At 36.2% G+C, this 24039-nt stretch carries 18 protein-coding genes, 1 tRNA gene and 1 pseudogene; 7 read left to right on the top strand and 13 right to left on the bottom strand.

Annotated elements, in window-relative coordinates; all coding sequences use genetic code 11:
- Positions 1-188 precede the first annotated feature (188 nt).
- Genes A9996_RS01425 through A9996_RS01400 form a run of 6 tightly spaced genes read right to left on the bottom strand, consistent with a single transcriptional unit; the run spans position 189 to position 4310 of the window.
- Positions 189-434 (bottom strand): hypothetical protein, encoded by a 246-nt coding sequence (locus A9996_RS01425; RefSeq protein ID WP_146608908.1) that lies wholly within the window; start codon positions 432-434, stop codon positions 189-191.
- A gap of 16 nt (positions 435-450) precedes the next feature.
- The gene (locus A9996_RS01420) at positions 451-1821 is read right to left on the bottom strand and encodes a methylmalonyl-CoA mutase subunit beta (RefSeq protein ID WP_066430257.1); all 1371 of its coding nucleotides are present in this window, start codon (positions 1819-1821) and stop codon (positions 451-453) included.
- Positions 1814-2098 carry an FtsB family cell division protein gene (locus A9996_RS01415; protein WP_066430259.1) on the bottom strand — a complete coding sequence of 95 codons (285 nt, stop codon included), beginning with the start codon at positions 2096-2098 and terminating at the stop codon, positions 1814-1816. The genes A9996_RS01420 and A9996_RS01415 overlap by 8 nt, the downstream gene beginning before the upstream one ends.
- Before the next feature lie 40 nt (positions 2099-2138).
- Positions 2139-2747 carry a uridine kinase gene (gene udk / locus A9996_RS01410; protein ID WP_066430098.1) on the bottom strand — a complete coding sequence of 203 codons (609 nt, stop codon included), beginning with the start codon at positions 2745-2747 and terminating at the stop codon, positions 2139-2141.
- A gap of 49 nt (positions 2748-2796) precedes the next feature.
- The gene (locus tag A9996_RS01405) at positions 2797-3195 is read right to left on the bottom strand and encodes a c-type cytochrome (RefSeq protein ID WP_245905246.1); all 399 of its coding nucleotides are present in this window, start codon (positions 3193-3195) and stop codon (positions 2797-2799) included.
- 8 nt (positions 3196-3203) lie between these two features.
- Positions 3204-4310: a PQQ-dependent sugar dehydrogenase gene (locus tag A9996_RS01400; RefSeq protein WP_066430091.1), complete on the bottom strand. Its 1107-nt coding sequence runs from the start codon at positions 4308-4310 to the stop codon at positions 3204-3206.
- Positions 4311-4417: 107 nt separating this feature from the next.
- On the opposite strand from A9996_RS01400, the gene A9996_RS01395 reads away from it, so the two are divergent.
- From A9996_RS01395 to A9996_RS01365, 6 genes and pseudogenes are all read left to right on the top strand, one after another.
- A tRNA-Pro gene (locus A9996_RS01395) sits at positions 4418-4495 on the top strand.
- A gap of 602 nt (positions 4496-5097) precedes the next feature.
- Positions 5098-9036 (top strand): T9SS sorting signal type C domain-containing protein, encoded by a 3939-nt coding sequence (locus A9996_RS01390; protein WP_066430090.1) that lies wholly within the window; start codon positions 5098-5100, stop codon positions 9034-9036.
- Positions 9037-9946: 910 nt separating this feature from the next.
- The gene (locus A9996_RS01380; RefSeq protein ID WP_157487175.1) at positions 9947-11137 is read left to right on the top strand and encodes a serine hydrolase domain-containing protein; all 1191 of its coding nucleotides are present in this window, start codon (positions 9947-9949) and stop codon (positions 11135-11137) included.
- 380 nt (positions 11138-11517) lie between these two features.
- Complete coding sequence (locus A9996_RS01375; protein WP_169817229.1) at positions 11518-11928, top strand: DUF3124 domain-containing protein; 411 nt, start codon at positions 11518-11520, stop codon at positions 11926-11928.
- A gap of 197 nt (positions 11929-12125) precedes the next feature.
- Positions 12126-12328 (top strand): annotated as a pseudogene (locus A9996_RS01370) (prolyl oligopeptidase family serine peptidase); the annotation flags it as partial.
- A 57-nt stretch (positions 12329-12385) separates the two neighbouring features.
- Complete coding sequence (locus A9996_RS01365; RefSeq protein WP_066430077.1) at positions 12386-14470, top strand: S9 family peptidase; 2085 nt, start codon at positions 12386-12388, stop codon at positions 14468-14470.
- Between the two features lie 171 nt (positions 14471-14641).
- On the opposite strand, the gene A9996_RS01360 is transcribed toward A9996_RS01365, so the two are convergent.
- Positions 14642-15490 (bottom strand): formate/nitrite transporter family protein, encoded by an 849-nt coding sequence (locus tag A9996_RS01360; protein WP_066430075.1) that lies wholly within the window; start codon positions 15488-15490, stop codon positions 14642-14644.
- 242 nt (positions 15491-15732) lie between these two features.
- Between A9996_RS01360 and A9996_RS01355 the strand changes: the two genes are divergently transcribed.
- Complete coding sequence (locus A9996_RS01355) at positions 15733-16161, top strand: FKBP-type peptidyl-prolyl cis-trans isomerase (RefSeq protein ID WP_066430074.1); 429 nt, start codon at positions 15733-15735, stop codon at positions 16159-16161.
- Positions 16162-16281: 120 nt separating this feature from the next.
- On the opposite strand, the gene A9996_RS01350 is transcribed toward A9996_RS01355, so the two are convergent.
- The 6 genes from A9996_RS01350 to A9996_RS01325 all read right to left on the bottom strand — a co-directional run bounded on the left by A9996_RS01350 (position 16282) and on the right by A9996_RS01325 (position 23868).
- Positions 16282-17637: a UDP-N-acetylmuramate--L-alanine ligase gene (locus tag A9996_RS01350; protein WP_066430072.1), complete on the bottom strand. Its 1356-nt coding sequence runs from the start codon at positions 17635-17637 to the stop codon at positions 16282-16284.
- A 187-nt stretch (positions 17638-17824) separates the two neighbouring features.
- On the bottom strand, positions 17825-19237 hold the full coding sequence (locus A9996_RS01345; protein ID WP_245905247.1) for a TolC family protein: 1413 nt from the start codon (positions 19235-19237) through the stop codon (positions 17825-17827).
- On the bottom strand, positions 19227-20573 hold the full coding sequence (locus A9996_RS01340) for an HlyD family secretion protein (protein ID WP_066430070.1): 1347 nt from the start codon (positions 20571-20573) through the stop codon (positions 19227-19229). Before A9996_RS01340 ends, A9996_RS01345 begins: the two co-directional genes overlap by 11 nt.
- Before the next feature lie 4 nt (positions 20574-20577).
- A complete protein-coding gene (locus tag A9996_RS01335; protein WP_066430068.1) occupies positions 20578-22242 on the bottom strand; it encodes a peptidase domain-containing ABC transporter in 1665 nt (554 codons plus the stop codon).
- A gap of 116 nt (positions 22243-22358) precedes the next feature.
- Positions 22359-22643, bottom strand: a complete 285-nt coding sequence (locus tag A9996_RS01330; protein WP_211272620.1) for a hypothetical protein — start codon at positions 22641-22643, stop codon at positions 22359-22361.
- Between the two features lie 271 nt (positions 22644-22914).
- The gene (locus A9996_RS01325) at positions 22915-23868 is read right to left on the bottom strand and encodes a tetratricopeptide repeat protein (protein WP_066430253.1); all 954 of its coding nucleotides are present in this window, start codon (positions 23866-23868) and stop codon (positions 22915-22917) included.
- Positions 23869-24039 lie beyond the last annotated feature (171 nt).

The raw sequence follows: 24039 nt of genomic DNA, 5'->3' as shown, positions 1-24039 counted from the left end.
GAAATGTTTTAAGCATCTTTATTCTCACATTATCATATCTCAATTGACAACGTAAAGGTTCACTTTTAATACTCTTGAGACTTTCTGTAACTGATCCATAAAATCTACCAGAAAGCTTGGGATTTATATTCTTATAATAAGCGATTGCTTCCTTAAATTCAATTTTAGCTTCAGGAAGAATTACTGTTTTATAATTCACCTTCTATTTCTTTCAAAAAATCATCGATATCCGTGACATCCTCCGGATTATTTAAATAGTTCTCTGTCCGGTCCCTTACGCGATCAATCTGCCATTGGGGGACATTATATTCCGAATTATCAGACTTCTCGGAAGGAAAAATAATAACTTCTACCTGATTCGCATCAAAATCATCCGGAAGCACGATAGTAATCGTACGATTCTTTACGCTTACAATTTTTCTTATTGCTTCCATAAGACACTTATTTAATTTATTCTTTTTCCAATCGTTTTTGTTCAACAGTCTCCGCCAAACGTTTTTCAATAATAGGCTCTATTAAGGTTTTAATTGGATTTTTCTTGACGAAAGGATACAACTCCAGTTCATGCTTCATTTTGTCATCAGCATTGGGATGTTTATTGGTGCCTAATAGAATCAATTCGCCTTTATCAAACTTTTCTTGCTCTTGTGCGGCACTTTCCTTAATCTTCTTTTGAATAACTCCTTCTTTAAGTTGGTGTAAAAATCCACCGGAAGACTCTATGTTCTTGAACAACTCCAAAGCCTTTTCTGCTAATTGATCGGTTAGACTTTCAATATAATAAGCACCATCTGCTGGGTTATTTACCTTATCAAAATAACTTTCATGCTTTAAAACTAATAGTTGGTTTCTGGCAATGCGTTCTCCAAATTCATTGTCTTTGTGATAAATGGCGTCATAAGGCACATTAGAGATGGTATTTGCACCTCCAAGAACGGCGCTCATACATTCCGTAGTAGTACGCAACATATTGGTATTGTAATCGAAAAGTGTTTTGTTGCGTTTTGTTGGTTTTACAAAAATTGAGCACTCTGGATGGTAGCCATACGCCTCTGCCAAAGAGCGCCATAAGTCTCTTAGCGCCCGGAGTTTTGCAATTTCAAAGAAATAGTTGGTTCCTACCGAGACGTTGAAAATTACTTTAAAAGATTGTTTGTCTTCTTCTGAAAGCACAGCGTCAAAATGATTTAAATATTCATTGACATGTGCCAAAGCGTAAGCCAGTTGTTGTACCATGTTGGCACCAGCATTTTGGTAAAGACCAAGATTGACAGTACACGTATTAGTATTGTTTACAATGGTTTCAAATTCGGAATGGTCCGCTTTTAAATTTGTGAACCAATTACCTGTTTTAGCAAGATTTCCTATAATATCGGTTTGAATATGGATGTTTTCCTTGCTTGGGATAAAAAGGAATTGTTTTACAAACCTGGCAGACAAGAATTGACATTCAAAAAAAACTGTGACCTTTGCTAAATTGATATTGACCAAGAGGTCTTTGATTACGACATCTTCAGAAGGCAGAATAAATTTGATGCTTTCAGCACCGCGTTCAAGGGCATTGACCGCTTTCAGATTTGATTTTTCAGTATTTGCTACAAAAATTGTTTGGCAAATCTCCCATTCTGTGGCTTTCGTGCCGGAAACATCTGGAAGTTTTTCAAACTCATCTGCATGATAAAAAGGCTTTACGTGAATGCCCTCATCAGTTTTCCAAATGAGCGACTCATTATAGTCAGCGCCTTTTAAATCATATTGGATAAGCTGTTTCCATTGTTTGGATGATGCTTCAGGAAACTCTTCAAATAGCGTTTTAGTCATGGTCATCTTGATTTTCTATACTATCCTCATATTCGATAATATAAATTTCTTCATTGTCTCTCTTCATATAATATTTTTCTCGAGCCAGTCGTTCAAGACCTTCTTCGGTACTCAAACCTTTTATGGCTTTCTTGTCTTTTACGATCTCTTTTTTATAATAATCCCGCTCATCTTCCAAATCGTTCATTTCTGAATTCAATTCACGGTGGATCAAATACGAATTGGCATCAAAAAACAGCATCCACACTGCAAACACAACACATATGAGCACATACATGTTTTTAAGTGGTTTAATATATTTGCGATTGATTTTCAAGTTATACTAGGCGTTGGTTAATGATAGTCTTTACAATATCTACTGCTACGGTGTTGTACTTATTGTTTGGGATGATGATGTCAGCATACTCTTTCATCGGTTCAATAAATTGCTGATGCATTGGTTTGAGTGTATTTTGGTAGCGCGCTAAAACTTCATCCAAATCCCGACCACGTTCTGAAATATCGCGCTTTAAACGTCTGATCAAGCGTTCATCACTATCAGCATGCACAAAAATTTTGATATCAAACATGTCTCGCAATTCTGGATTTGTCAAAATCAAAATCCCCTCAACAATCATCACTTTCCTTGGATGCGTCAGGATTGTATCTCCCGTTCTATTGTGCTTTATGAAAGAATATACGGGTTGGTGAATGTCTTTACCTTGGCGCAAATCTTTCAAATGGCTTTCCAACAATTCAAAATCAATAGATCGCGGATGGTCAAAATTAATTTTTAGACGTTCGTCAAAATTTAAATGTGTGGTGTCTTTATAATAGGAATCTTGTGAAATAACACCTACCTCACCTTCAGGCAATTCATTTAAAATTTGATTGACAACGGTTGTTTTACCGCATCCTGTGCCCCCAGCAATTCCTATAATCAGCATCTTTTAATGTTTAGATTTCAGGGCAAATTTAACCAAATATTAAGAACTACTAGGGCTCAATTTTAGAAACTTCAACAGGCGTTACAATTTTGCCATCCTCATTTCCCCATGAATTTAAAATATAGTTCATGACGTCAGCCACTTCATCATCAGAAAGTCCCAAAGCCGCCATGGCACCATAATACGTCGTGCCATTGACGACAATTTCGCCAGATAGTCCGTACTTAACCGCATGAATGCTTTCTTTACGTTTGTTCAACAAATAATCGGCACCTGCCAGAGGAGGAAAAGTACCGGGCGCCCCCTCGCCATTTGGCATGTGGCAGTTCATGCAAAAGTCTTCATAAATCACCGCACCACGCACCATACTTTCTTTTAATTCTGGTGTTTGTTTTGGGGTGGAATCACAAGAGAATAAGACACTTAAAAATATAATTATAGCTATCATTTTCATTACTATTTTTTAGGTAAAAGCTTAACAATTCCCTTATTTTCAATGCCTACATAAATATATCCATCGGGTCCTTGGTTTATTGTTCTGACACGGCCCAGGCCATCTAAAAGTCGTTCTTCCTTTACTACTTGTCCATCTTTTAAAACTACCTTATCCACATATTGGAATTTTAGCGAGCCTACCAATAAATCACCTTTCCAGCCCGGATAAATATCGCTAGTAATAAAAGCCATTCCGCTTGGTGCAATTGAAGGATCCCAATAATGAAGTGGTTGCTCCATACCTTCTTGCGCGGTTATATCTGTGAACTTGGTGCCCACATAATTGATACCATAACTTATAACTGGCCAACCATAATTGGCGCCTTTCTTAACAATATTAATTTCATCGCCACCTCGAGGTCCATGTTCATGTGTCCAAACTGCTCCTGTTTCTGGGTGCAAAACCATTCCTTGCGGATTGCGATGGCCATAGGAATATATTGCTTTTTTAGCATTCGCATCATTGACAAACGGATTATCATTTGGGATGGATCCATCGTCATTTAACCGATAGACCTTACCTCCATCTCTGGTAATATCTTGTGGATTTACATCGCGCTCGCCACGATCACCTATGGTAAAATAAAGATAGCCTTCATTATCAAAAACGATACGTGAACCAAAATGCTGACCTTTTGTGGTGTTTGGGGTAGCTTTATATAGTAATTCCTTATTTACAAGTGTATTATTTTGAAGTTTGGCGCGCATCAATGCCGTGTGACCACCCTCTTCTTCTCCCTCAGAAGACGCATAGGTGATATAAATCCACCCATTTTCTTTGTAATTGGGATGTAGAGCAATGTCCAACAAGCCGCCTTGGCCCCTGTTATAGACTTCCGGAACGCCTTCGACCATGGTTTTTTTACCTTCCTTAAAATGGATGATTTTCCCTTCTTTTTCATTGATCAACATAGAGTTATCGGGTAAGAATACAAAACCCCAAGGAATAGATAAATCTGGAACAACAAGTTCAAAGTCGTGATTGGTATTTACTGGATTTTTATCTTGCGCACAAGAAATGAATCCGACAAATGCGAATACTAAAACAGCATATTTTTTGATTTTCATACGATTAGAGATTAATCCATAAATTTAGAAATAATAATTGTTACAATTTAAAGAAAAGCTATATATTTGCACCTCGATTTCAAGGAGTCGACAACAGATAACCACTTCGGGGTGTAGCGTAGCCCGGTTATCGCGCCGCGTTTGGGACGCGGAGGTCGCAGGTTCGAATCCTGCCACCCCGACCATTAAAAGCCTAAAAAATCAAAGATTTTTTAGGTCTTTTTTCATTTGGCAGCATTGCCAACGCAGTTGAGCAATAGTGGTCAAATGAGAAAAGCCCTAAAACCGCTTTTCGTGGTTTTAGTATTTTAATGAGCAACGACTCTAAACTCAGGATCAATGAAGTTAATCCTGTCTCCATATTCATAGGAAGGTGGTTAAGCCCTAAAGCGTGACCACGAAAGAACCTAGTAATAAGTCAAACAACTAAAAGGTGTGCAATCAGGTGCGCACTCTTTTACCAGAGAAACCACTTTTCTTGCCTTTTGAATGATGATTTCAAAATGCAACCTCCATAGTTTCAAAATAATTTTTCCATATTCTTACTGTAACTAATGGACACAATTAAGAGTATCAAACAGATGCCTATTCCTCATACTTTACAATTTAACTAGTTTATCTTTTATGTTTTTTTGTACTTCAACCACTACACTTTTGTTTGGAGAAGCAATTTGGCGATTAATATTCTCACCTCATCGAAAAGTGAGAAAATACTCCATCTCAAAGGCTATTGCTTATCCTATCTCATTATACATTTGCACAACCAAACCAACCACCTACACAACTAATGAAAAATTTTACCTTACTTTTCGCATGTTTATTACCGCTTTTTATTTTTTCACAAGATGATCTAGCCAAATGGTCTTCAGAAAGTTACGCTCCATCTATCACAAACGAATATGTAAACCCTGCAAATACGGCAATTTCTGTTTCAGGTATAAAAATGGAGACATATAATTACGGAACGGCCGACACATTTTTTGAATCATCAAAATGGCCCACTCCACAAAAATCTTCACGAGGACCAGATTCTAAAAAGTATATCCAATTTAAAATAGCTCCAAAAGCAGGTTTCAGACTTCAAGTAAATCAATTTAATTTTACAGCCAGAACTCAAGGAATTCCAACAGAATTTAAAATTGAATATTCTAAAGTGGCGAATTTCTCTTCCGGAGTTGTAACATTAAGAACTGAAACTGTTTCTTCAACTTCTTACGTAAATTATACTAATAATTTTCCCATTGATACGGTTGTACTTTCGAATGAAATACTATATGTAAGAGTGTATGTTTATAACACAAATAACAACTTTCACATAAAATATGATAACGCAACAAACACAGGCACAGCGTTTAAAGGAACTGTACTTAGCAATACTATATTAGCTGTAAATGATATCAAAAATGTTGATTTAAATACCTCCACTTCAATAGATGTCTTTGCCAATGACTTCGCAGGCCCATCTGGGACTATCAACCGTATTACTACTGTAACAACGCCAAGTAATGGACTAGGAACTGTGACCATTAATGCTAACAATACATTACAATTTGTTCCAACAACAAATGCCATTGGAACAACAACTTTCAATTATACAATAACAGGAAATAGTAGCACATCAACCGCGACAGTTACTGTAAAAATTTCAAATCCGATTATTGCGGCATGGAACTTAATTAAAGATAATGATGTTTCTTATCAAATTTCCTCAGTCACCGCCAGTGCATTATCAAATAACGGCGCCACATCGCTCTACAGCAGTTTGGGAATGACCTTGGCTAATTTTGATGGAAGTGATTATCAACACTTCCGCTTTTTCGATATAAAAATCAAACCTAAGGCAGGGCAATCTATAGATGTTTCTCAATTGGTTTTCGATCAAGAGCAACTTCTTTCTGGAAAATCGGCTGGTCCAACTGATTATTCCATTCGTTATAAAGTTGTAACCACAGAAATACCATCAGATTACGATTTTTTTGGTAGTTCAACCCTTCTTATTGATGAATCAATTTCGTCAAATCCAGCTAAAGAAATTCCTTTGACCGTAAGCTTAAAGGACAACGAAACATTACTAATAAGATTTTATGCGAATAAAGCTAACAATTACAACTTTGCAGGATGGCGAATTAAAGCAAACTCTCTAAAATTACGCGGCACAGTAGTAAAGCCATGTGCGCCTCCTACCAATGACAATGCATTTGGAGATGAGCTGTGGAATGGGTATGTATATACCTATACTGGCAATAATAATAATTTTGAAACTGCCACCTATATTGGAACCGTAAAAGAGGATATGATTTTTGATAGAAATTTAAGTTCCGGTGCTGTGGATGGCAAAGCCGGAACCAGAAACATACCTTGTGTGACACCTCCAATAAATCAATTCATGGTGCGCTATAAAAAGAAAATGACCTTTGGCCCAGGAGATTACAATTTTATAGTTGGTGGTGATGATGGCTATCGTTTGAGCTTGGATGGCGGTAATAATTGGGTAATTGATAACTGGACAACACACTCTTATGAAGTAACATCTAAGTTGATAAATTTAAGTGGCGAAAAAGATGTGGTTTTAGAGTATTTTGAACAGTATGGTGATGCTAGGGTTTCATTTTCTTATCGCAAGGTAGAAGGTAACACTCTGGTTTATGGCGATAACACTTGGAATGTGTATGGTTTCAATAACAATAATACTGGTAACGAAATTTTAGTTCCTATTGAAAATTACAGAGGTTTTTATAACCAATCTACGCTGGGTGTGAACACTAAGGATATAAAAAATAATGGATGGGATCAACAACTATCGCCATCGTCTTCTGAAGGTTGGCAAGGCGCCCCAGTTTCAAATGATAATTTTACGATTGCACACAAACGTAAAGGCTTTCCTTGTGGTAGATACAAGATCATCATGTCAGAATGGGATGATAAGGCAATCCTTTTTATAGATGACGTTGAGATATGGAAAGTGGATACCTGGTATAATAATAGGAACTCTTTAGAACTAGGCACATATCTTTTGAACGAAGACTCTAAAATAGAACTCAGATTGAAAGAAAACTATGGAGACGCAGGAATTAAAATGGAATTGATTAACATCCCGTATGTGTTGAATGCAACTTCAGCTCCATCAGCTGCAGAAGTAAAAGGAAGCGCTCTCAGAATTGAAACTAATTTAACGCTTTCTGAAGACTTAGAGGTGTGTTCCTGTACTGTAGCCGCTGGTTATACCTTAACTATTCCGGAAGATAAAACCTTATTGATTCATGAAAATCTGACGGTTGAAATCAATGCCAACATGGTTGTGGAAAACAACGGTAGCCTTGTTCAAATTAATGACAACGCCGTAAACACCGGTATCATAACCGTAAGAAGAACAACGGCACATGTAAAAAGATACGACTTTACGTATTGGTCAGCTCCTGTAGGCTCAGGCTTTACGTTACACCAATTATCTCCAAAAACATTGGGAGACAAATATTACAGTTATAATTCAACAGGTGGATGGGTTATGCATCGCAATGGAAATCAGGCCATGGAAGCCGGTAAAGGCTATATTGTTAGGGCTCCTCAAGACCATGATCTCAAATTGGCCAAAAAATATGAGGCTACGTTTGTGGGAACACCAAACAATGGCATCATTACTCAAAATATTGCTGCTGAACTGTATAGCTTGATTGGAAACCCTTATCCGTCGGCAATTAACGCTGACGCCCTCTATGCTGAAAACAGCAATGCCATTACTGGGACATTCTATTTTTGGACGCATAATACGTCACCAAACGGAACAAATTCTGGTAGTCATGCTTACAATTACTCCTCTGATGATTATGCAAGCTATAACTTGGTCGGCGGCGTTAAAACCACAAAGACCGCGTCAGGCGGTAATGCACCTACAGGCAACATAGCTTCAGGACAGAGCTTTTTTGTAACAGGAACAGCAAGTGGTGGAGACCTTAAGTTCGACAATGCAATCCGAGTTAAGAAAGGTAAAAATACGCAGTTTTTCAGATCGAGCGATATGGTTACACCTGAAAAGGAAGCAGTAGCAATTGAAAAGCACCGATTGTGGTTAAATATCTCTAACGATGCTGGTAGCTTTAACGAGACGCTAATAGGCTATGTTACTAATGCAACAGACGGATTAGATCAAGCTTTCGACGGTGTCAGCTTTTCTTCTGGAAATACAATCCTTTATTCAATTGTAAAAGATGAATCCCTCGTTATTCAAGGTCGTGCGTTGCCCTTCTCAGATCAAGATAGTGTTGCATTAGGTGTAAAAATTGGAACTGCAGGACAATATACAATCAACATGGATCAATTTGATGGACTTTTTGCCGATCAGAACATCTATTTATTTGACAGTTTGACAAACACTTTTCATGACTTAAAAGCAACTGATTATGTTTTTACTTCAGAAATAGGCACGTTCAACTCAAGATTTCAAATTCGATACGTCACTGATAACACCCTTGGACTGGATGTTCCAATACTCTCAAACCGTGATGTTATCGTGTATCCAACAGGAAGTCAAATTGCAGTAAAATCTAAAAACTTGACAATCGATACTATTCAGATATATGACTTGACGGGAAGATTGATTTTTTCTAAAGCTAATGTAAACACTAATGAATTTGTAACTAGTGGTTTGAATATTGGTACTCAAGTAGTGATCGTAAAAGTAAACTCAGATGACACACAATCAGTTTCTAAAAAAGTAATGATGAATTAACAAAAGTTGAGCTAGTTAATTAATACATGTAAATTCTACCTGTCCTAGGATACACATAAACGTATTAAGGTTAATTTTTGTATTCTTTAGCGAAAATTCATTTACCATAGTGTCAAAGATTGGGTCGAGATTACTGTTAATTATTGCGTTGTTATCAAAATAAATACCATCTAGTTTAATGCGCTTGACTGCCGCGTTCTCCTTGTTTGGCATCATCATAGAAAGGAACCCCTATAATCAAGAAAATCAAGTCGGTAAAAAAATCAACTGTGACAACTTGCACATTTTTTGCGCAAAAATTAGATGCCCATCGATTTCTCTTTCAATGAAAATTCCACCATCATTTACTTTATAATATCAAACTTACTAGTGGCAGAAATGATGTTTATCATATTGGGCGATGTGTTTGTTAAAACACACGACTCACTTAGAAACCCAAATTTTACAGCCCCGAACCCAATTTTAAAGAAAACATAATTCTCCTTAACTCTAAGTTAATCACACATAAAAACTTGTTTAGAATAGTTGCCAAAAGTTGTTTCAACCGATAAAGGAGGACAATAAATTTTGCATTTATAGTTGTTGAGTTCAGACGCTTATTAAAAATTCTTAGATTTAGAATAATGGTTTGTAGAAAATATCTACCTTCCTCCAATAAGTGAACAACTTGATTTAGACTTTAATTAAACACTACACTAATCCAGTATTGATTGCTATAATTTGAATTCAAAACAGAAAAATCATCTTTTATAACAATTCAAGGTTTAAGAATAAAACAACGAAAAAATAGAAAAAATAAGCCATTTGTACTTCAATTGTTTTTTTAATCTTGTCAGGCACCAGTTGCCGTTCCCTGAAACATTCCAAAAAAAATTTCGACACCAAAAAAAATGAAGTTTACATAGATTCGATGATGACAAATGCAATTGAAAACGGATTTTTTCCTGGGGCTCAAATTGTCGTGGGTAGCAAAGATTCTGTTTATATCATGAAAAATTATGGGTATCATGATTACTCAGAACAACACCAAGTAAAAACAGATGATGTTTACGATTTGGCTTCTATGTCCAAGGTTTTGGGAACAACCCTAGTAGCAATGCGTTTGGTTGGAGAGGATAAGCTAAATTTAGACGATAACTTGGGTGATGTAGTTGCCGTGTATAAGAATACGGCCATTGCTGATTTGAACCTTTTTGAATTGTTAACGCACACAACAGGGCTAAAATCTGGCATAACTTTTTATAAAAACCTGCTGTCAACACCCGATGGATTACCGTTTTTGAGTAGTGAAAAATCAGAAGATTATCCTGAACTATTTGATAATGTGTATGTCAATAAAAATATTGTTTACGATACAAATTACCTCTCTTTTGAAACCAAAGACAATTATGTTCAGATTTCTAAAAACATGTGGTTGAATCCCGAATTTTATAAAACGGTGTCTGATCAAATAGCTCTGGCCCTTATCAACCCTAGAGGAAAGTATTTGTACAGCGATTTGAATTTGATTCTTGTACAACAAATGTTGGAGGCAAAAACTGGTATGACATTGGATGAACTGGCCAATAAAAATTTTAGCGAGTTAGATCTTTTGAACATTGGATACAATCCTTTGAAATGGACTTCTGAGCAAAATGTGATTCCCACCGAGATTGATAATTTTTTCAGAAAAGATACCTTAAAGGGTTATGTGCATGATGAAGCTGCTGCCATTTTCGGTGGGGTTTCAGGAAATGCGGGTTTGTTTGCAAATGCAAAATCCATCTCTGTAATTTGCCAGATGCTACTCAACAAAGGAAAGTATCTGGAACAACAAATTCTAAAAAGAAAGGTCATTAGAAAATTTAGAAAATCGCCACTCGCAACAAAGGGTATTTACCGTGGGATCGGTTTCGATAAACGAAAACCCAATGAGTTTTATAAGAAAAATGATTTCGGCCACACGGGCTATACCGGAACTTTTTTCTTTTTGAATCCCGATAACAATAGGTTTTTAATTATTCTTACCAATCGTGTACACCCAACGCGAACCAACACATTGATGTATAAAGATGATTTTTGCTCGAAAATTTGGAAACACATCAATAATTTTGAATTATAGGTGAAAGACACTACATCCAAGGATTAAATCATGCAATCATTTTACCCTAATTTATATACAACTTACAGCAGTTTCTTTTCCACAAAAAATAAAAGCAGACGCACTGAATTATACTGAATATTACCTTTTATGAATATTCTCGATGCAAAGCCGTCGGAGAATGTATTAAAAGAAAGTTTATATCATTTGATGAAAACCGTTTCCTCATCCTGTAAAATCTTTATTATATTTGTTTGGCAGCAATCTTTGCCACTCTTTTGATACCTCCACTTATATGAAATATTCTACAGTTCTTTTTTTTAGCCTTTTTTAGTTTCATACTCGGGTGTGACAAAAAAACTCCCTCAGAGAAAATAGAATCCGTCTCCACAGACCATCATTTGGAAAAATCGACTGCCAAAACGGACAGCGTATTTAAAACAAAAAAAGTATATGTACCCGTATATTCTGACATCTACCAACGTACGAGAAATGACAGGACCTTATTAACCTCTACCCTAAGCATCCACAACACAAGTGAAACCGATACCTTATACATAAGCCGCCTGGATTATTACAATACCGAAGGAAAACTGGTAAGAAAGTATATTGAATCTACCATCTTTTTAAACACCTTCGAAACTTTAGAATATGTTGTAGATGAAGAAGACAAAACCGGTGGCTCAGGTGCCAATTTTATAATTGAATGGTATGGAAATGAAAAGCTAAACCCTATTTTTCAAGCGGTTATGATTGGTGGCTTGGGTAATAAATCATTTTCATTTACTACTGACGGTGTTGAAGTTTATTGAATTTGAAACTTCAGCAGTCTCGTCAATTAATTCTTTATAATTTTTCAGCTATTTCTGAAAGCTTCCCACTTTGTTGGCTCACATTAATAAGACGAGATTTAAATCAAAATCATTCCACAACTTCTATTATATACCATGGTTCTAATGCTCTAATGAAAGTAATTTTATAAATTGAGCATCTCTAAGAATAATATGTCACACCAATTTTGATTATTCAGGGAGGTAAAGATTACCGAGTGCCAGTTGAGCAAGGCTTGAGTGCTTATCAAGCGGAGCAGATGTTAGAAATAGAAAGTAAGTTACTTTATTTTCCTAATGAAAACCACTGGGTACTAAAACCCCAAAAATGCGTTGGTATGGCTAAACGAGTTTTTTCAAATGACTCAAAGAAACACTTTAGTTGTAATGGCCATTTTTATAATTAATAGCTAAACTTATTAAATTTAAACAAACACCAATGAATTTCAGTCTTACAAAGAAAACCACAGCCTTATTTTGCTTATCATTATGTTTATTGTCGGGAGTTACAACTAACGCCCAAGGTAAAATAAAAAACATGCCAGGATACGATCAGTATCAAAAAATGGCATCGCAATTATATAGCTCTGTACAAAGATTATCACCTAAGGTCGACTGGAGCGCAGACGGTAATACATTTACTTATATTGAAAATGACACCGTACATACATTTGATGTCAATAAAAAGAAGGTTATTACATCTGAAGTTTACAAGTCGCCTCCAAGAACGCCATATAGCGGACAGGGCAGACCAGCACGTGGGAGACAATATGCATCGGTCATTTCACCTGACGCCAAATTAAAAGCATTTACAAAAGACAGAAACGTATACATCAGTAATCCTGATGGCAGTAATGTTGTAGCCATAACCAGCGATGGTAATGAGGAAAATCTTGTAAAATACGGAATTGCAACATGGGTATATGGCGAAGAGCTGGGCCAAAATACAGCAATGTGGTGGTCACCTGATAGTAAAAAAGTCGCTTTTTATAGATTTGAAGAAAAAGATGCTCAGATGTATTATGTACTGTATAATCAGACAAAAATACAAGACTCGCTTGAAGTTGAAGCCTATCCAAAAGTGGGGGCTAAAAACTTGCCGGTTGACTTGTTGGTGTACGATTTGGAAACTAAAAAAACCATTACTGTTGATACTCGTGACGGCAAGCCGTTTAATGATGGTGCCATTGGCACGTATTTATATGAAATAGACTGGTCTCCTGACGGAAAAGAATTGCTTTTTCATAGCACCAATAGGAAGCAAGATCTTATGGAGTTCAAAGCCGCCAATCCTATCACTGGTAAATCTAGAGTTGTGGTTAGGGAAGAGTGGGTTCCTAGTTTCACGGAAAATTCTCCTGAAATCTATAAGCTAAAAGACAACCAACATTTTATTTGGGCTTCTGAAAGAAATGGTTTTAAAAATTATTACCTCTACAATTTCAACGGAAAATTAGTCAACAAACTGACCCAACACGATTTTGAAGTGGACAGAATTATTGAAGTTGATGAAGCAAAAAAGCTGGTCTACTACATGGCAGCTAGTGGTGACAATCATATGAAAATGCAGCTGCATCGTGTCAACCTTGATGGCACCAATGATGTTCGTTTAACAAATCCTGCCTACCACCATTCGGTTGTTTTATCCCCTACAGGATCACATTTTATTGATATTGCACAAACACACAACAGTCCTCCTTTTATGAACCTCGTGAACGAAAAAGGAAACGTGATTGCAGAACTTTTAAAAACTGATTTATCAAAATTTGAAGCGTTGGGCTTTAAAACTGTGGAAACATTCGAATTCACGTCTGCAGATGGTGAAACAAAATTGCACGGTATGATTCACTTTCCATCGCAATTTGACCCTACAAAAAAATATCCCTTAATTCTGAGCAATTACGGTGGGCCAGCAACGAACGCTTTTACGGAAACTTTTCGTCTCCCAAATCCAATCACTGAATTTGGTTTTTTAGTTGTGAATATAGATGGAAGAAATGTTGGTGGAAGAGGTAAAGAAATGCTCGATAAATTATATGGAAATTTGGGCATTGTGGAAATGGACGATTTTGCAGCAGGTATAAAATCATTGTATGACCGTCCTTATTTTGATAAGACTAGAGTTGGTGTGTATGGAACGTCGTATGGAGGAACAGTTGCAGCTATGAGTCTGTTAAGATTTCCAGAGGTTTATCATGCCGCGGTAGCCAATTCGGCAGTAACTGACTGGAGAAATTATGACAACATTTATACAGAGCGCTATATGAACTTATTGGAAAATAATAAGGAAGGGTATGAAGCATCTAGTGTCATGAACTATGCAAAGGATTTAAAAGGAGAATTGATGATTTTTTATGGTACTAACGACAATAATGTACACCCATCAAATTCTCTGCAATTAATACAGGCTTTGCAGAAGGCTGAAAAAAGCTTTGAAGTACAAGTGGGTCCAGACCAAGGGCATACCGCTGTAAATTTCAGTAGAATGATGGAATTTTTCATTCAACACTTAATAATGAAATGAGAATTATAGGAGAATTATTTTTTTAAAAGGCAACAATGTTATTCGCTGTTTGAGAATGCACACCCACCTATAATTAATAGTTTTACTTGTAGGTGGTTGTGCTTTCATTCAGTTTTTAAAGGTGTAAACTACGGAACCATTAGAATAAATCAAAATCTATTCAGTTTAAAACTATCCACGTGCATGATTGGACTCAAAAATTCGATATTTAAAAAGACCTACCACAATGGCGCCGCCAATTCCATTCCCCATCAAAGTAATTAAAAGAAACATGAGATAGTCGGTCAGGGTTATGGCATCAGAATGCAAAAAAGCCCCAAACACTTCAATATTACCAACAATACTATGATGAAAGCCTACAAAACCGATGGTTCCCGTTATTAATGTAATGATAACAATGCGCGTCAATGTTGTTGTGGTGCTATTCAAAAGCCAGGTCAGGAGCCCCATAAGCCATCCTGCAAAAATAGCACTTACCAAAAGCACCCAATAATCATGGTCAAGAACATGAGTCCCAATAACAACCATCGTCTCCTCATTAAATACATTGAGTTTTGAAGCTAAAGACCCAATAAAAAAAACAAAAGCAATGCCACCGATGACGTTGCCAATGATAACGATTCCCCAAATTTGTAACAGTTCCCAAATTGATCGTTGCCCATTAAGAACTGGTAAGGCCAACACGGAAGTTTGTTCAGTAAAGAGCGCCGATTTACCCAAGATAACAAGAATAAAACCCAACGGATATACCAGTCCAAACAATTTATAAATAAACGTATCATCAACTGAACCCTGCAAGAGAAAAAATACAGTACAGACCAAGACATAACTAAAACCTATTTCAAGTCCTGCAATGCCAGCACTCAAAAACATGGCTCTTTTTTTTATTTTAAATATTTCTTCCCCTTCATGAATGACACGGCTGAGAATTTCTGTATACTTATTTGGTTCTTTAACTTCCTCTGACTTTTTTTCTAAGTCTTTTTGATGTTTCTCTTGATCTTTATTTTCCTCTTTCATAAATAGCAAATTATGTATAGACGTTTACACAAATTTAAGGTTTTTTATAGTTATCGTCTTCAAGTCTGAGTATGTAATCATAAAGAAAATAGTCAAAAAACGTTAATAGTATTGTAATACATCCTATTAAAAACCCCATTACGTTAAGCTTTTCTTAATTACACCCGATTAAAGCCTCAAAACCTTGGCAGCCACCCTATAAATGATAATTTTGTAACTTATAATAACATTAAAAAGGATTTATGAGTCAAGTAAAGAAAAACGATACGGTAAAAGTACATTACACAGGAAAATTAACCAACGGACAAGTTTTTGACAGTTCATTGGAGCGTGAGCCATTAGAAATCACCATTGGTGAAGGCAAATTGATTCCTGGTTTTGAAAATGCTATTCTTGATATGCAAGTGAACGATAAAAAAACAGTTGAAGTAGTTAAGGAAGAAGCTTATGGCGACGTTCAAGAAGAATTGTTTCATCAAGTACAAAAAGACCAATTGCCACAGGATATGGAACCAGAAGTTGGAATGGGTCTAGCATCTAAAGGGCCTGATGGAACAGAACATCAGTTCAGAGTGGTTGACATTAAAGATGACCACATTGTGGTGGATGGAAATCATCCATTAGCAGGTCAAGATTTAGTTTTCGATCTAGAATTGGTTGAGATTAAATAAAGATCTAAGAGTTTTATATAAAGCCATTTACTGATGTAAGTGGCTTTTTTTGTTTCCATTAAGGGCTAAACTCTAAACAACTAAACGGCTAGAGCTTACTCTGTACTCTCCATCAAAGCATTATACCATCAATCCTTCTACCTCACCAAAATCCAAACCACCATACGTGCCTGAACTCATCAACAACAGCGCTTTGTTCTCAAAACTTTGCGAAAACAAAAACGCTCTAAAATCATCAGGATTGGTATAAATAATTAAATCGTCACGTTCAAAAGCATCAGCAATTTCTTCTTTTGACACGGCATTCATCTTTTTAATTTCCAGCGCGTGCGGCGAATAGAACACGACCGCAACATCAGCGGCATCTAAGGTGCCTTTATATTCTTTTAGAAAATTAGCATTCAAGCTACTATAAGTATGCAACTCCAAACAGGCCACAACGGTTCTTTCAGGAAACTGTTCTTTTACGGCATTGGTTGTTGCTTTGACCTTACTTGGCGCATGCGCAAAATCTTTGAAAGCAATGCTATTGCTACCCTCTCCTATTTTCTCTAAACGTTTGCTTGCCCCTTTAAAACTGGAAATGGCCTCATAAAAATCATCTTCGTCAACGCCCATGTGTTGGCAAATCCATTTGGCACCGGCAAGATTATTCAAATTATGCTTCCCAAAAACTTCAATTGGCAAGGGGCCTTCTGGAGTTTCCAAAAGGGTTTCGCCATTGTCTACAGTATACGCTGCTGTGTGGTATGGTAATTTTCTGATGGTGTTTTCTGAAGCTTCCACTACCCTTTTCACTTCTAAATCTTCCTCATTATAGGTAATACTTCCACCATTGACGATGCTATCCACAAAAATCTCAAACTGTTCCACATAATTCTCATAGGTTGGAAATACATTGATATGATCCCAGGCAATGCCACTCAACAAGGCAATATTTGGTTGATATAAATGGAACTTTGGACGTCTGTCAATAGGAGAACTCAAATATTCATCCCCTTCCAACACAATAAAATCATTGTCATCTGTCAGTTTTACCATCACATCAAAACCCTCCAATTGTGCACCTACCATATAATCTACATCAATGCCATGGTAATGCATGACATGTAAAATCATGGAAGTAATGGTCGTTTTGCCATGACTTCCACCAATGACTACGCGGGTTTTATGTTTGGACTGTTCGTATAAAAATTCAGGATAGCTGTAAATTTTCAAACCTAGCTCTTGGGCTCTCAAAAGCTCGGGATTATCTGCTTTGGCATGCATTCCTAATACAATGGCATCAATGTCACTATTGATTTTTTCAGGAAACCAACCGAAGTTTTCTGGCAACAAGCCTTTTTGTTTTAATCTTGATTTGGAAGGTTCGTAAATCTCATCATCACTGCCTGTTATTTGAAACCCCTTGTTGTGCAAAGCTATGGCAAGGTTGTGCATTGCACTCCCACCAATGGCTATAAAATGTACGTTCATAGTCTAATTTTGAAGATTTCAAAGATAACTTTTTGATGCTAAAATCAGGAACTGCTTTGCTAAGTTTTAAAAAAGAAATCACACATTGTCCATTTTCAAATAGTAATGGATGTTATCAATTTCTCAGAACTTGAATCAAAGATTGATTTTCAAAATCAAAAAGTGCTTCGGCAATTAATAAAAGTCTTTATAAATTAGGATTTAACGCCAGTTTATTGAACAATAAAGCTTTTGAACTTAATAACTTATTTTGTAACTCTATTGCTTTTAGTTTGGCATCTATTAGCTTACCTTCTCTGCTGTTAACTAGAAAAAGTGAACTCTCTCCAAGTGTAAACTTCCGTTCTTCGGCAGTGAGCATTTGTTCATAGTCTTCAAGAACATCTTCAAATATGCTATTCTGAACAGACAGAGAGGCCAGTTCTTTTTTCAGGGCTTGAATTTTATTCTGAAGTGTCACTTTTGTGCTTATCATTTCATATTCAGTATCCTTGAGTTTTAGTTTAGCAAGCTTCAAATCTGCACGTTCCTTTCTCAAAAATAATGGAAAACTGATATGTAAACCACTTTTATAAGCTGAAGCGCTGAACGATCTGACAACTTCTGGTGTTTCTGATAAAAAATTATACTGCAGGTCAATCTTTGGTAAAAGCAGATTCATTTTTAATCTTTTATTCAAAACAAACTGCTCATATTTAGTGGACAACGACTTAAGTTTTGGATGTTCATCAACCTGAAACATTTCTGTAATTATCAAATCAATATTTAAAGTTTGGTCAACAACCAATGCACTGTTTACATCGGGGATGATAGTTTCTTCCAGCTCAATAGGCACATTATCATTTATCCACAAGTAATTTGACAATTCGAGTTTGGCCTTCATTAATTTTAAGCGTGAATTTTCTAGATTAAGCTTGCGGTCATTAACTACAATTCTTGCTTCTATGGAATCAATTGTAGGCAACTCGCCTACTTCAACATATTTTTTGACGCCTTTAAACCTTACTTGTGCATTGTAAAGGAAATCTTCGAAAATTAAATTCTCATTATAAGCTTGGAGCCAATTAAAATAACCTAGCGCCGCCTCGTACAATACTGTATTTACCAAAATATCTCTATCTGCCTTAGCTTGCTCACGATAAATTTTCGCTTGTTTTAATGCCACCATGCGTTCATTGATCAGAAACCCGCGAGCAATGGAAAACGACACACCTGCACTGTACAAACCTTCATCTGGAAAGGTGTTTTCAGGATTGAGAAAAACCCCGTCTGCATCTTCAAACGCGCCTTTAAGTTCTATTCCATACCATGTAGGGATTTTGAAAGCAGCATCCAACGTATCATAGTATACGGCATCTTTGAATTTTTTTCGAGCATAGTCTACTTCCATTTTTGGATCAAACCCACCTCTTGCCTTCATTAATTTCGCCTGACTTTCATCAATGAGCAATTCTGCCTGCTTTACAATGGGATGATAGGTTTTAACAAAACCCATAAACTCATCAAATCGCAAGACATCTGATTTGAAGGTCTGCCCATTAACGTAGACGCTTAGGCTACAACATAACATCAAACATGCATAAAACTTGCTATTTAACATCAGTAGAAGATTTTGAAGATTTATAGTAATTTGGTGGAAACCCATTAATCTTACGCCACAGCTCATACCAAATTGGGACATCTTCTAAAAGTGCCAAAGTTTGCGCACCAGAGCCAACCCTTATTGCTGTGGGCCACGCATTTTCTTTATCATCTGGCGCTAAGAGCACACGGTATTTTCCATTATCGCTGATAAAATTTTCAATAGCCATTACCTTTGCTCCATAAGTACCATAAGAAACATCTGGCCAACCACTGAATACTATAGCTGGCCAACCATCAAACTGAACCCTTACCTTTTCGCCTACATGTAATAACGGCAAATCTATAGGTTTGATATAGGTCTCTACCGCCAAATCAAATTGTGATGGCATTATGCCCACTAATTGTTCGCCTTCTTTAAATGCTTCTCCAAGTCCGCCTCTCAAGGCCTTATTGATAAAGCCGTCCTGTGGCGCGGTAATATATTTCATTTGGTTTCGAATCTCATAATTTGAGTAAGCGTTTTCAAGCTTACTCACTTGCGCTTCTGTGTCAAACTGATTGGATTGGGCAGTAAATTGATCGCTTTGTGCCTTGGATATTTTATCATTGTAGGAAGCCCTCACAGTCGAGATATCCACAACGGCATTGATAACCTCATTTTTACTGACCAAAAGTTTATTTTCTTGAGATAGCAATTTGGCTTGTGTTTCCTGTAATTTTAATCTTTTTTCTTCAACATCCTTTACGGCCTTTAAACCTTCTTCTTGCAGTTGAACCGTTCGCTCATATTGACTTTGCGCGATATTGAAATTAGTACGCGTAGCCTCCAAGTCAATACTATCTGTTTTGACTTTTAGTTTTGATTGGGTCAATTTATTTCTCGCCTGTTCAAGTTTCAATAAAGATTCTGTATTTAAAGCCTCAATTTGGCGCTCAAGTGCCTTTACTTTTCCGGTATAAGAAACCACTGATGATGATTTTGCCGCAATTTGATCACCTGTTCTTTGTACAAGATTCGGATCAAAATAATCGCTTTTCACTTCTGAGATCTCTAAAATGGTATCTCCTTTTTTAACAAAATCACCCTCTTGTACAAACCATTTTTCAATACGTCCCGGAATTGGAGATTGTATGGTTTGAGGTCTCTGATCTAATTTGAGGGTCGTCACTTGACCTGTGCCATTAATTGTTTGTGTCCAAGGCATAAACAACAAAATAAATATGAACACGGCAAAACCAATCAGAAGTCTATTGAAAATCTTGAAATATTTTACCTGTAACACCCGTTTACCTGATACATAAAGAGACATATCAAAGAGTTTATCTACTTTATTATGAGAGATATTCAACATAAGTCTAGCTATTTTTTATAATTCTACCATCCTGCAATTCAATAATACTTTTACATACCTTCTCCCAAGTAGGGTTCTGGCTCACAACAACCAAAGTCCATTCATGTGATGCATCCGTTAAGAACTTCATAATCTTTTTGCTCTCAGCTTTATCAAATTGATCCAGAGGATCTTCAAGCAATAGCAGTTTAGGTTTTTTTACGATAGCTCTTGCCAAAATAATTTTTTTAGCTATTGTATTAGATATCCGCATTCCTTGTGGATATAGATAGGTATCTAGACCATGGGATTGTTCCTTAATAAATTCAATTAAACCCACACTTTCAATAGCCCAATAAATATGGGCATCTTTAACCTCTGGATTTCCAAAAGTGATATTCTCTCGAATAGTCCCTTCAAAAGGTACTTCTTCAGAAAGAGACAGCCCCACTTGAGAACGATATGTATTGATATGGATATTTTCCATAGAGAATAAATCTAGAAAAATAGCCCCTTGATATGGCTTCACAATACCGGCAATGATTCTCAACAAGCTCGATTTACCGGATCCATTTTTACCTTTTATGAGGAGTCTTGTGTCAGATGTGATTATAAGATTTATCCCTGATAAAATAGGTTGACCTTTGTCAGGCACTCTGTACATCACATCTCTCAATTCTATTTTATAATTATTATCAAGTAGAATTTTTTGTCCTTTTTGAGGTTCTAAATTTTTATCGACCACCTGTCCAATTTTGTCTAAAGATGTCATGACATCATAAAAAGATTCCAATCCGGTAATGAGCTTATCCACAGAAGCAATCACCAATAAAATAATGATTTCAGCAGCTACAAATTGACCAATATTTATTTCCTGATTCAGAACGAGCGCACCTCCAATAGTCAATAGTCCCGCTGTTACGATCACTTTAAAACCAATCATCTGTATAAATTGGATCACTAGAATACGGAAATGCTTTTCTCTAGAATCTAAATATTTCATGACCAATGCATCATTTTTCTCCAACGCCAATGTGGTTTTTCCTGAGAGTTTGAAACTGATTAAAGAACGGGCAATTTCCTGAATCCAATAGGCTACCATATATTTATGTTTGGACTCTTCCAAACTTGTTTCCAAGCCTTTCTTACCAGTAAGTTTAAACACAGTGAAAACGAGTAGCAGTAACAACATTCCGAAAAGAATAAAAAACGGATGATAAAACGACAGTAGAATTAATGCAAATAAAATTTGCAATACGGCAGCAGGAACATCGATTAAAATTTTAGTCAATCCTTTCTGAACGGTAAGTGTATCAAAAAATCGATTGGCCAATTCTGGAGGATAATATTTATGGAGTTCTTCCATCGTCATTTTTGGAAAACGATACGTAAACTCGAATGAAGTCCTTGTAAATATCCGTTGCTGTATAGTCTCTACAATACGCATTTGCATGAGTCTTAAAACCCCCACGAAAGCAACACCTAAGGTTACCAAAACAACAAGTAATATCCAAGAGGTGGTAATTTGTGCCCCTTGGATCAAATTGATGATTGTTTGAATTCCCAGAGGCAAAGACAAGCCAACAATACCTGAAAAAATGGCATAATAAAATACTTGTAAGACCGCGCGTTTTTCTAACTTAAGAAGTCCGACAAGTCTTTGCCAGGGCGTCATAATCTGATTGTTCATAATTCTGTTATAGAGTATTTGAAGTGGAATCTATAAAAATTGAGAAGGAAGGACATCCTTATCGCAATCTGTAATAGACTTGAAAAGGGCTGAAATAATATGGATGCCAGCCGCCTTCAATTCTGTGGTGCAAGAACAAGTTGGTACTTCTCCCAACCCCAATACCACGTGGTCAAACTGACGAGGAGTTTATGTTTAATTTCAAAATAATGGTATATCGAGCTTTCGTTACTCTCAATCTTGGCACCTAATTTTTTAAATGTGAATGCATTAAACCCTATTTCATCAATTATAAAAATATTATGTTTACTAATAATTTTACCTGAATTAGATGATCCAGGATCTTTAATAAACACTTTTTTAGGCACAGCTATTTTTAGATTTGAAAGTAAATATATCATGAATAATAATTTTGACTGCAAAAATAATAGTATTACTATCATATTCGCACATAAGTATGTTATTATTTTCAAAAATTAGTGGCTAAAAATCTTGTTCACTAGAAAATCACACACCCTCGTTATGCCTATTTTATCTTAAATTGATCTGTCTTCTAGAAAAGAGATCCATAAAGGCTAGCTCAATAGTAATAAAAGAGAGCTAGAATGGACACAAATTACCATTTGAATAATCAGCTCATAGATAAAAATTAAAAAAGCATTCTTAAATGACCTATATCTTTAAAATGTGCACCTTTTCAAGTTTGAATGGCTGTATATTGGGCAACTCAGTAATAGCAAGATCTATATACTTAATAGCTGCCGACTTCTTTTTTTGATGTTTGTAAATTTGCGCCAATCGGTAATTGGCCCATGCTTTCGGCACGCCATCTTCCGCAGAATAATTTTTAATATAAAGCTGCAAATAGTTTTCGCCCTTATCGAGCTGAACATTGTATTCGGCAGCAACCTTTCCTATCTGATAATGCAGCGCATTGTGATTGTGCTTACCTAAAGCGGCTTCCATATTGGCAATAGCCTTATCAGGTTGCTTTTGGGTTTCATAAAAGTTGGTCAGCTTTTCGAAGCAATTTAAAGAACCGCCCTCTGTAATGGCGAGTTTGTAATATTTTTCTGCCAACGCTGGCTCCTTATCATACTCATATATATAACCTTTGGCCAAATACCCATCTACTTTTGATAGATTTTGCAATTCATCAGCATATTTAAGTGACTTGCTTTTACTCCCTCCAATAATTCCTGGCAATTGCATATACAACTCCACTAACGCCCATCGGGCATCAATATGTTTGGGATCTAATTGCGCCGCTTTTGTGAATGCTTCTCTGGCATCGCCGATAATGCCTACAGCTTTCAATTTATTTATAGACAAGGCTTTCATACCCAAAGCACCGCCGTATTTGTAATGATAATTGGCAGTTCTAGGACTTAAGTCCACTAATTTTTTATAATTTTCTATAGCTTCATCCCATTTTTTCTGATGCCCATAAGCATCACCCAATAACTCTATACCCTTTAAGTCATCTGGATGATCTTTTACATAAGAGACCATAAGATCCTGCGCTTTAGTAAATTGTTTAGAATCGAAAAGTTTTTCAGTTTTTTGAAAATCTGTCTGACCTAAAGCCGCCACAGAAAAAAAGAAAAGATAGAATAAGAATTTCATATTGGAGTTTCTGAATTCAAAAATAGTCATTGTTATGGTATTGTTTTTGCTTAACGATAAAAAGTTAACTTCAAAATGAGTTAACTTCCCTCAAGCAAACGCAGTTCTCACAATTTCTTATAGTTAGTAAGAGAATTTGATAGTAGCTTACGAAAAAAATTTATTCAGGAT

It is taken from the genome of Gelidibacter algens (genome assembly GCF_001678675.1).
Taxonomy (GTDB): domain Bacteria; phylum Bacteroidota; class Bacteroidia; order Flavobacteriales; family Flavobacteriaceae; genus Gelidibacter; species Gelidibacter algens.
Note: the sequence above shows the minus strand (reverse complement) of the source record. Positions and strands in the feature narration are given on the sequence as shown.

What these genes read in the sequence shown, in the direction of transcription:
- A9996_RS01425 (WP_146608908.1), bottom strand. Translation starts at nt 434, where the DNA reads ATGGAAGCAATAAGAAAAATTGTAAGCGTAAAGAATCGTACGATTACT.
- A9996_RS01420 (WP_066430257.1), bottom strand. Translation starts at nt 1,821, where the DNA reads ATGACTAAAACGCTATTTGAAGAGTTTCCTGAAGCATCATCCAAACAA.
- A9996_RS01415 (WP_066430259.1), bottom strand. Translation starts at nt 2,098, where the DNA reads ATGTATGTGCTCATATGTGTTGTGTTTGCAGTGTGGATGCTGTTTTTT.
- udk (WP_066430098.1), bottom strand. Translation starts at nt 2,747, where the DNA reads ATGCTGATTATAGGAATTGCTGGGGGCACAGGATGCGGTAAAACAACC.
- A9996_RS01405 (WP_245905246.1), bottom strand. Translation starts at nt 3,195, where the DNA reads ATGATAGCTATAATTATATTTTTAAGTGTCTTATTCTCTTGTGATTCC.
- A9996_RS01400 (WP_066430091.1), bottom strand. Translation starts at nt 4,310, where the DNA reads ATGAAAATCAAAAAATATGCTGTTTTAGTATTCGCATTTGTCGGATTC.
- A9996_RS01390 (WP_066430090.1), top strand. Translation starts at nt 5,098, where the DNA reads ATGAAAAATTTTACCTTACTTTTCGCATGTTTATTACCGCTTTTTATT.
- A9996_RS01380 (WP_157487175.1), top strand. Translation starts at nt 9,947, where the DNA reads ATGATGACAAATGCAATTGAAAACGGATTTTTTCCTGGGGCTCAAATT.
- A9996_RS01365 (WP_066430077.1), top strand. Translation starts at nt 12,386, where the DNA reads ATGAATTTCAGTCTTACAAAGAAAACCACAGCCTTATTTTGCTTATCA.
- A9996_RS01360 (WP_066430075.1), bottom strand. Translation starts at nt 15,490, where the DNA reads ATGAAAGAGGAAAATAAAGATCAAGAGAAACATCAAAAAGACTTAGAA.
- A9996_RS01355 (WP_066430074.1), top strand. Translation starts at nt 15,733, where the DNA reads ATGAGTCAAGTAAAGAAAAACGATACGGTAAAAGTACATTACACAGGA.
- A9996_RS01350 (WP_066430072.1), bottom strand. Translation starts at nt 17,637, where the DNA reads ATGAACGTACATTTTATAGCCATTGGTGGGAGTGCAATGCACAACCTT.
- A9996_RS01345 (WP_245905247.1), bottom strand. Translation starts at nt 19,237, where the DNA reads ATGTTAAATAGCAAGTTTTATGCATGTTTGATGTTATGTTGTAGCCTA.
- A9996_RS01340 (WP_066430070.1), bottom strand. Translation starts at nt 20,573, where the DNA reads ATGTTGAATATCTCTCATAATAAAGTAGATAAACTCTTTGATATGTCT.
- A9996_RS01335 (WP_066430068.1), bottom strand. Translation starts at nt 22,242, where the DNA reads ATGAACAATCAGATTATGACGCCCTGGCAAAGACTTGTCGGACTTCTT.
- A9996_RS01330 (WP_211272620.1), bottom strand. Translation starts at nt 22,643, where the DNA reads ATGATATATTTACTTTCAAATCTAAAAATAGCTGTGCCTAAAAAAGTG.
- A9996_RS01325 (WP_066430253.1), bottom strand. Translation starts at nt 23,868, where the DNA reads ATGAAATTCTTATTCTATCTTTTCTTTTTTTCTGTGGCGGCTTTAGGT.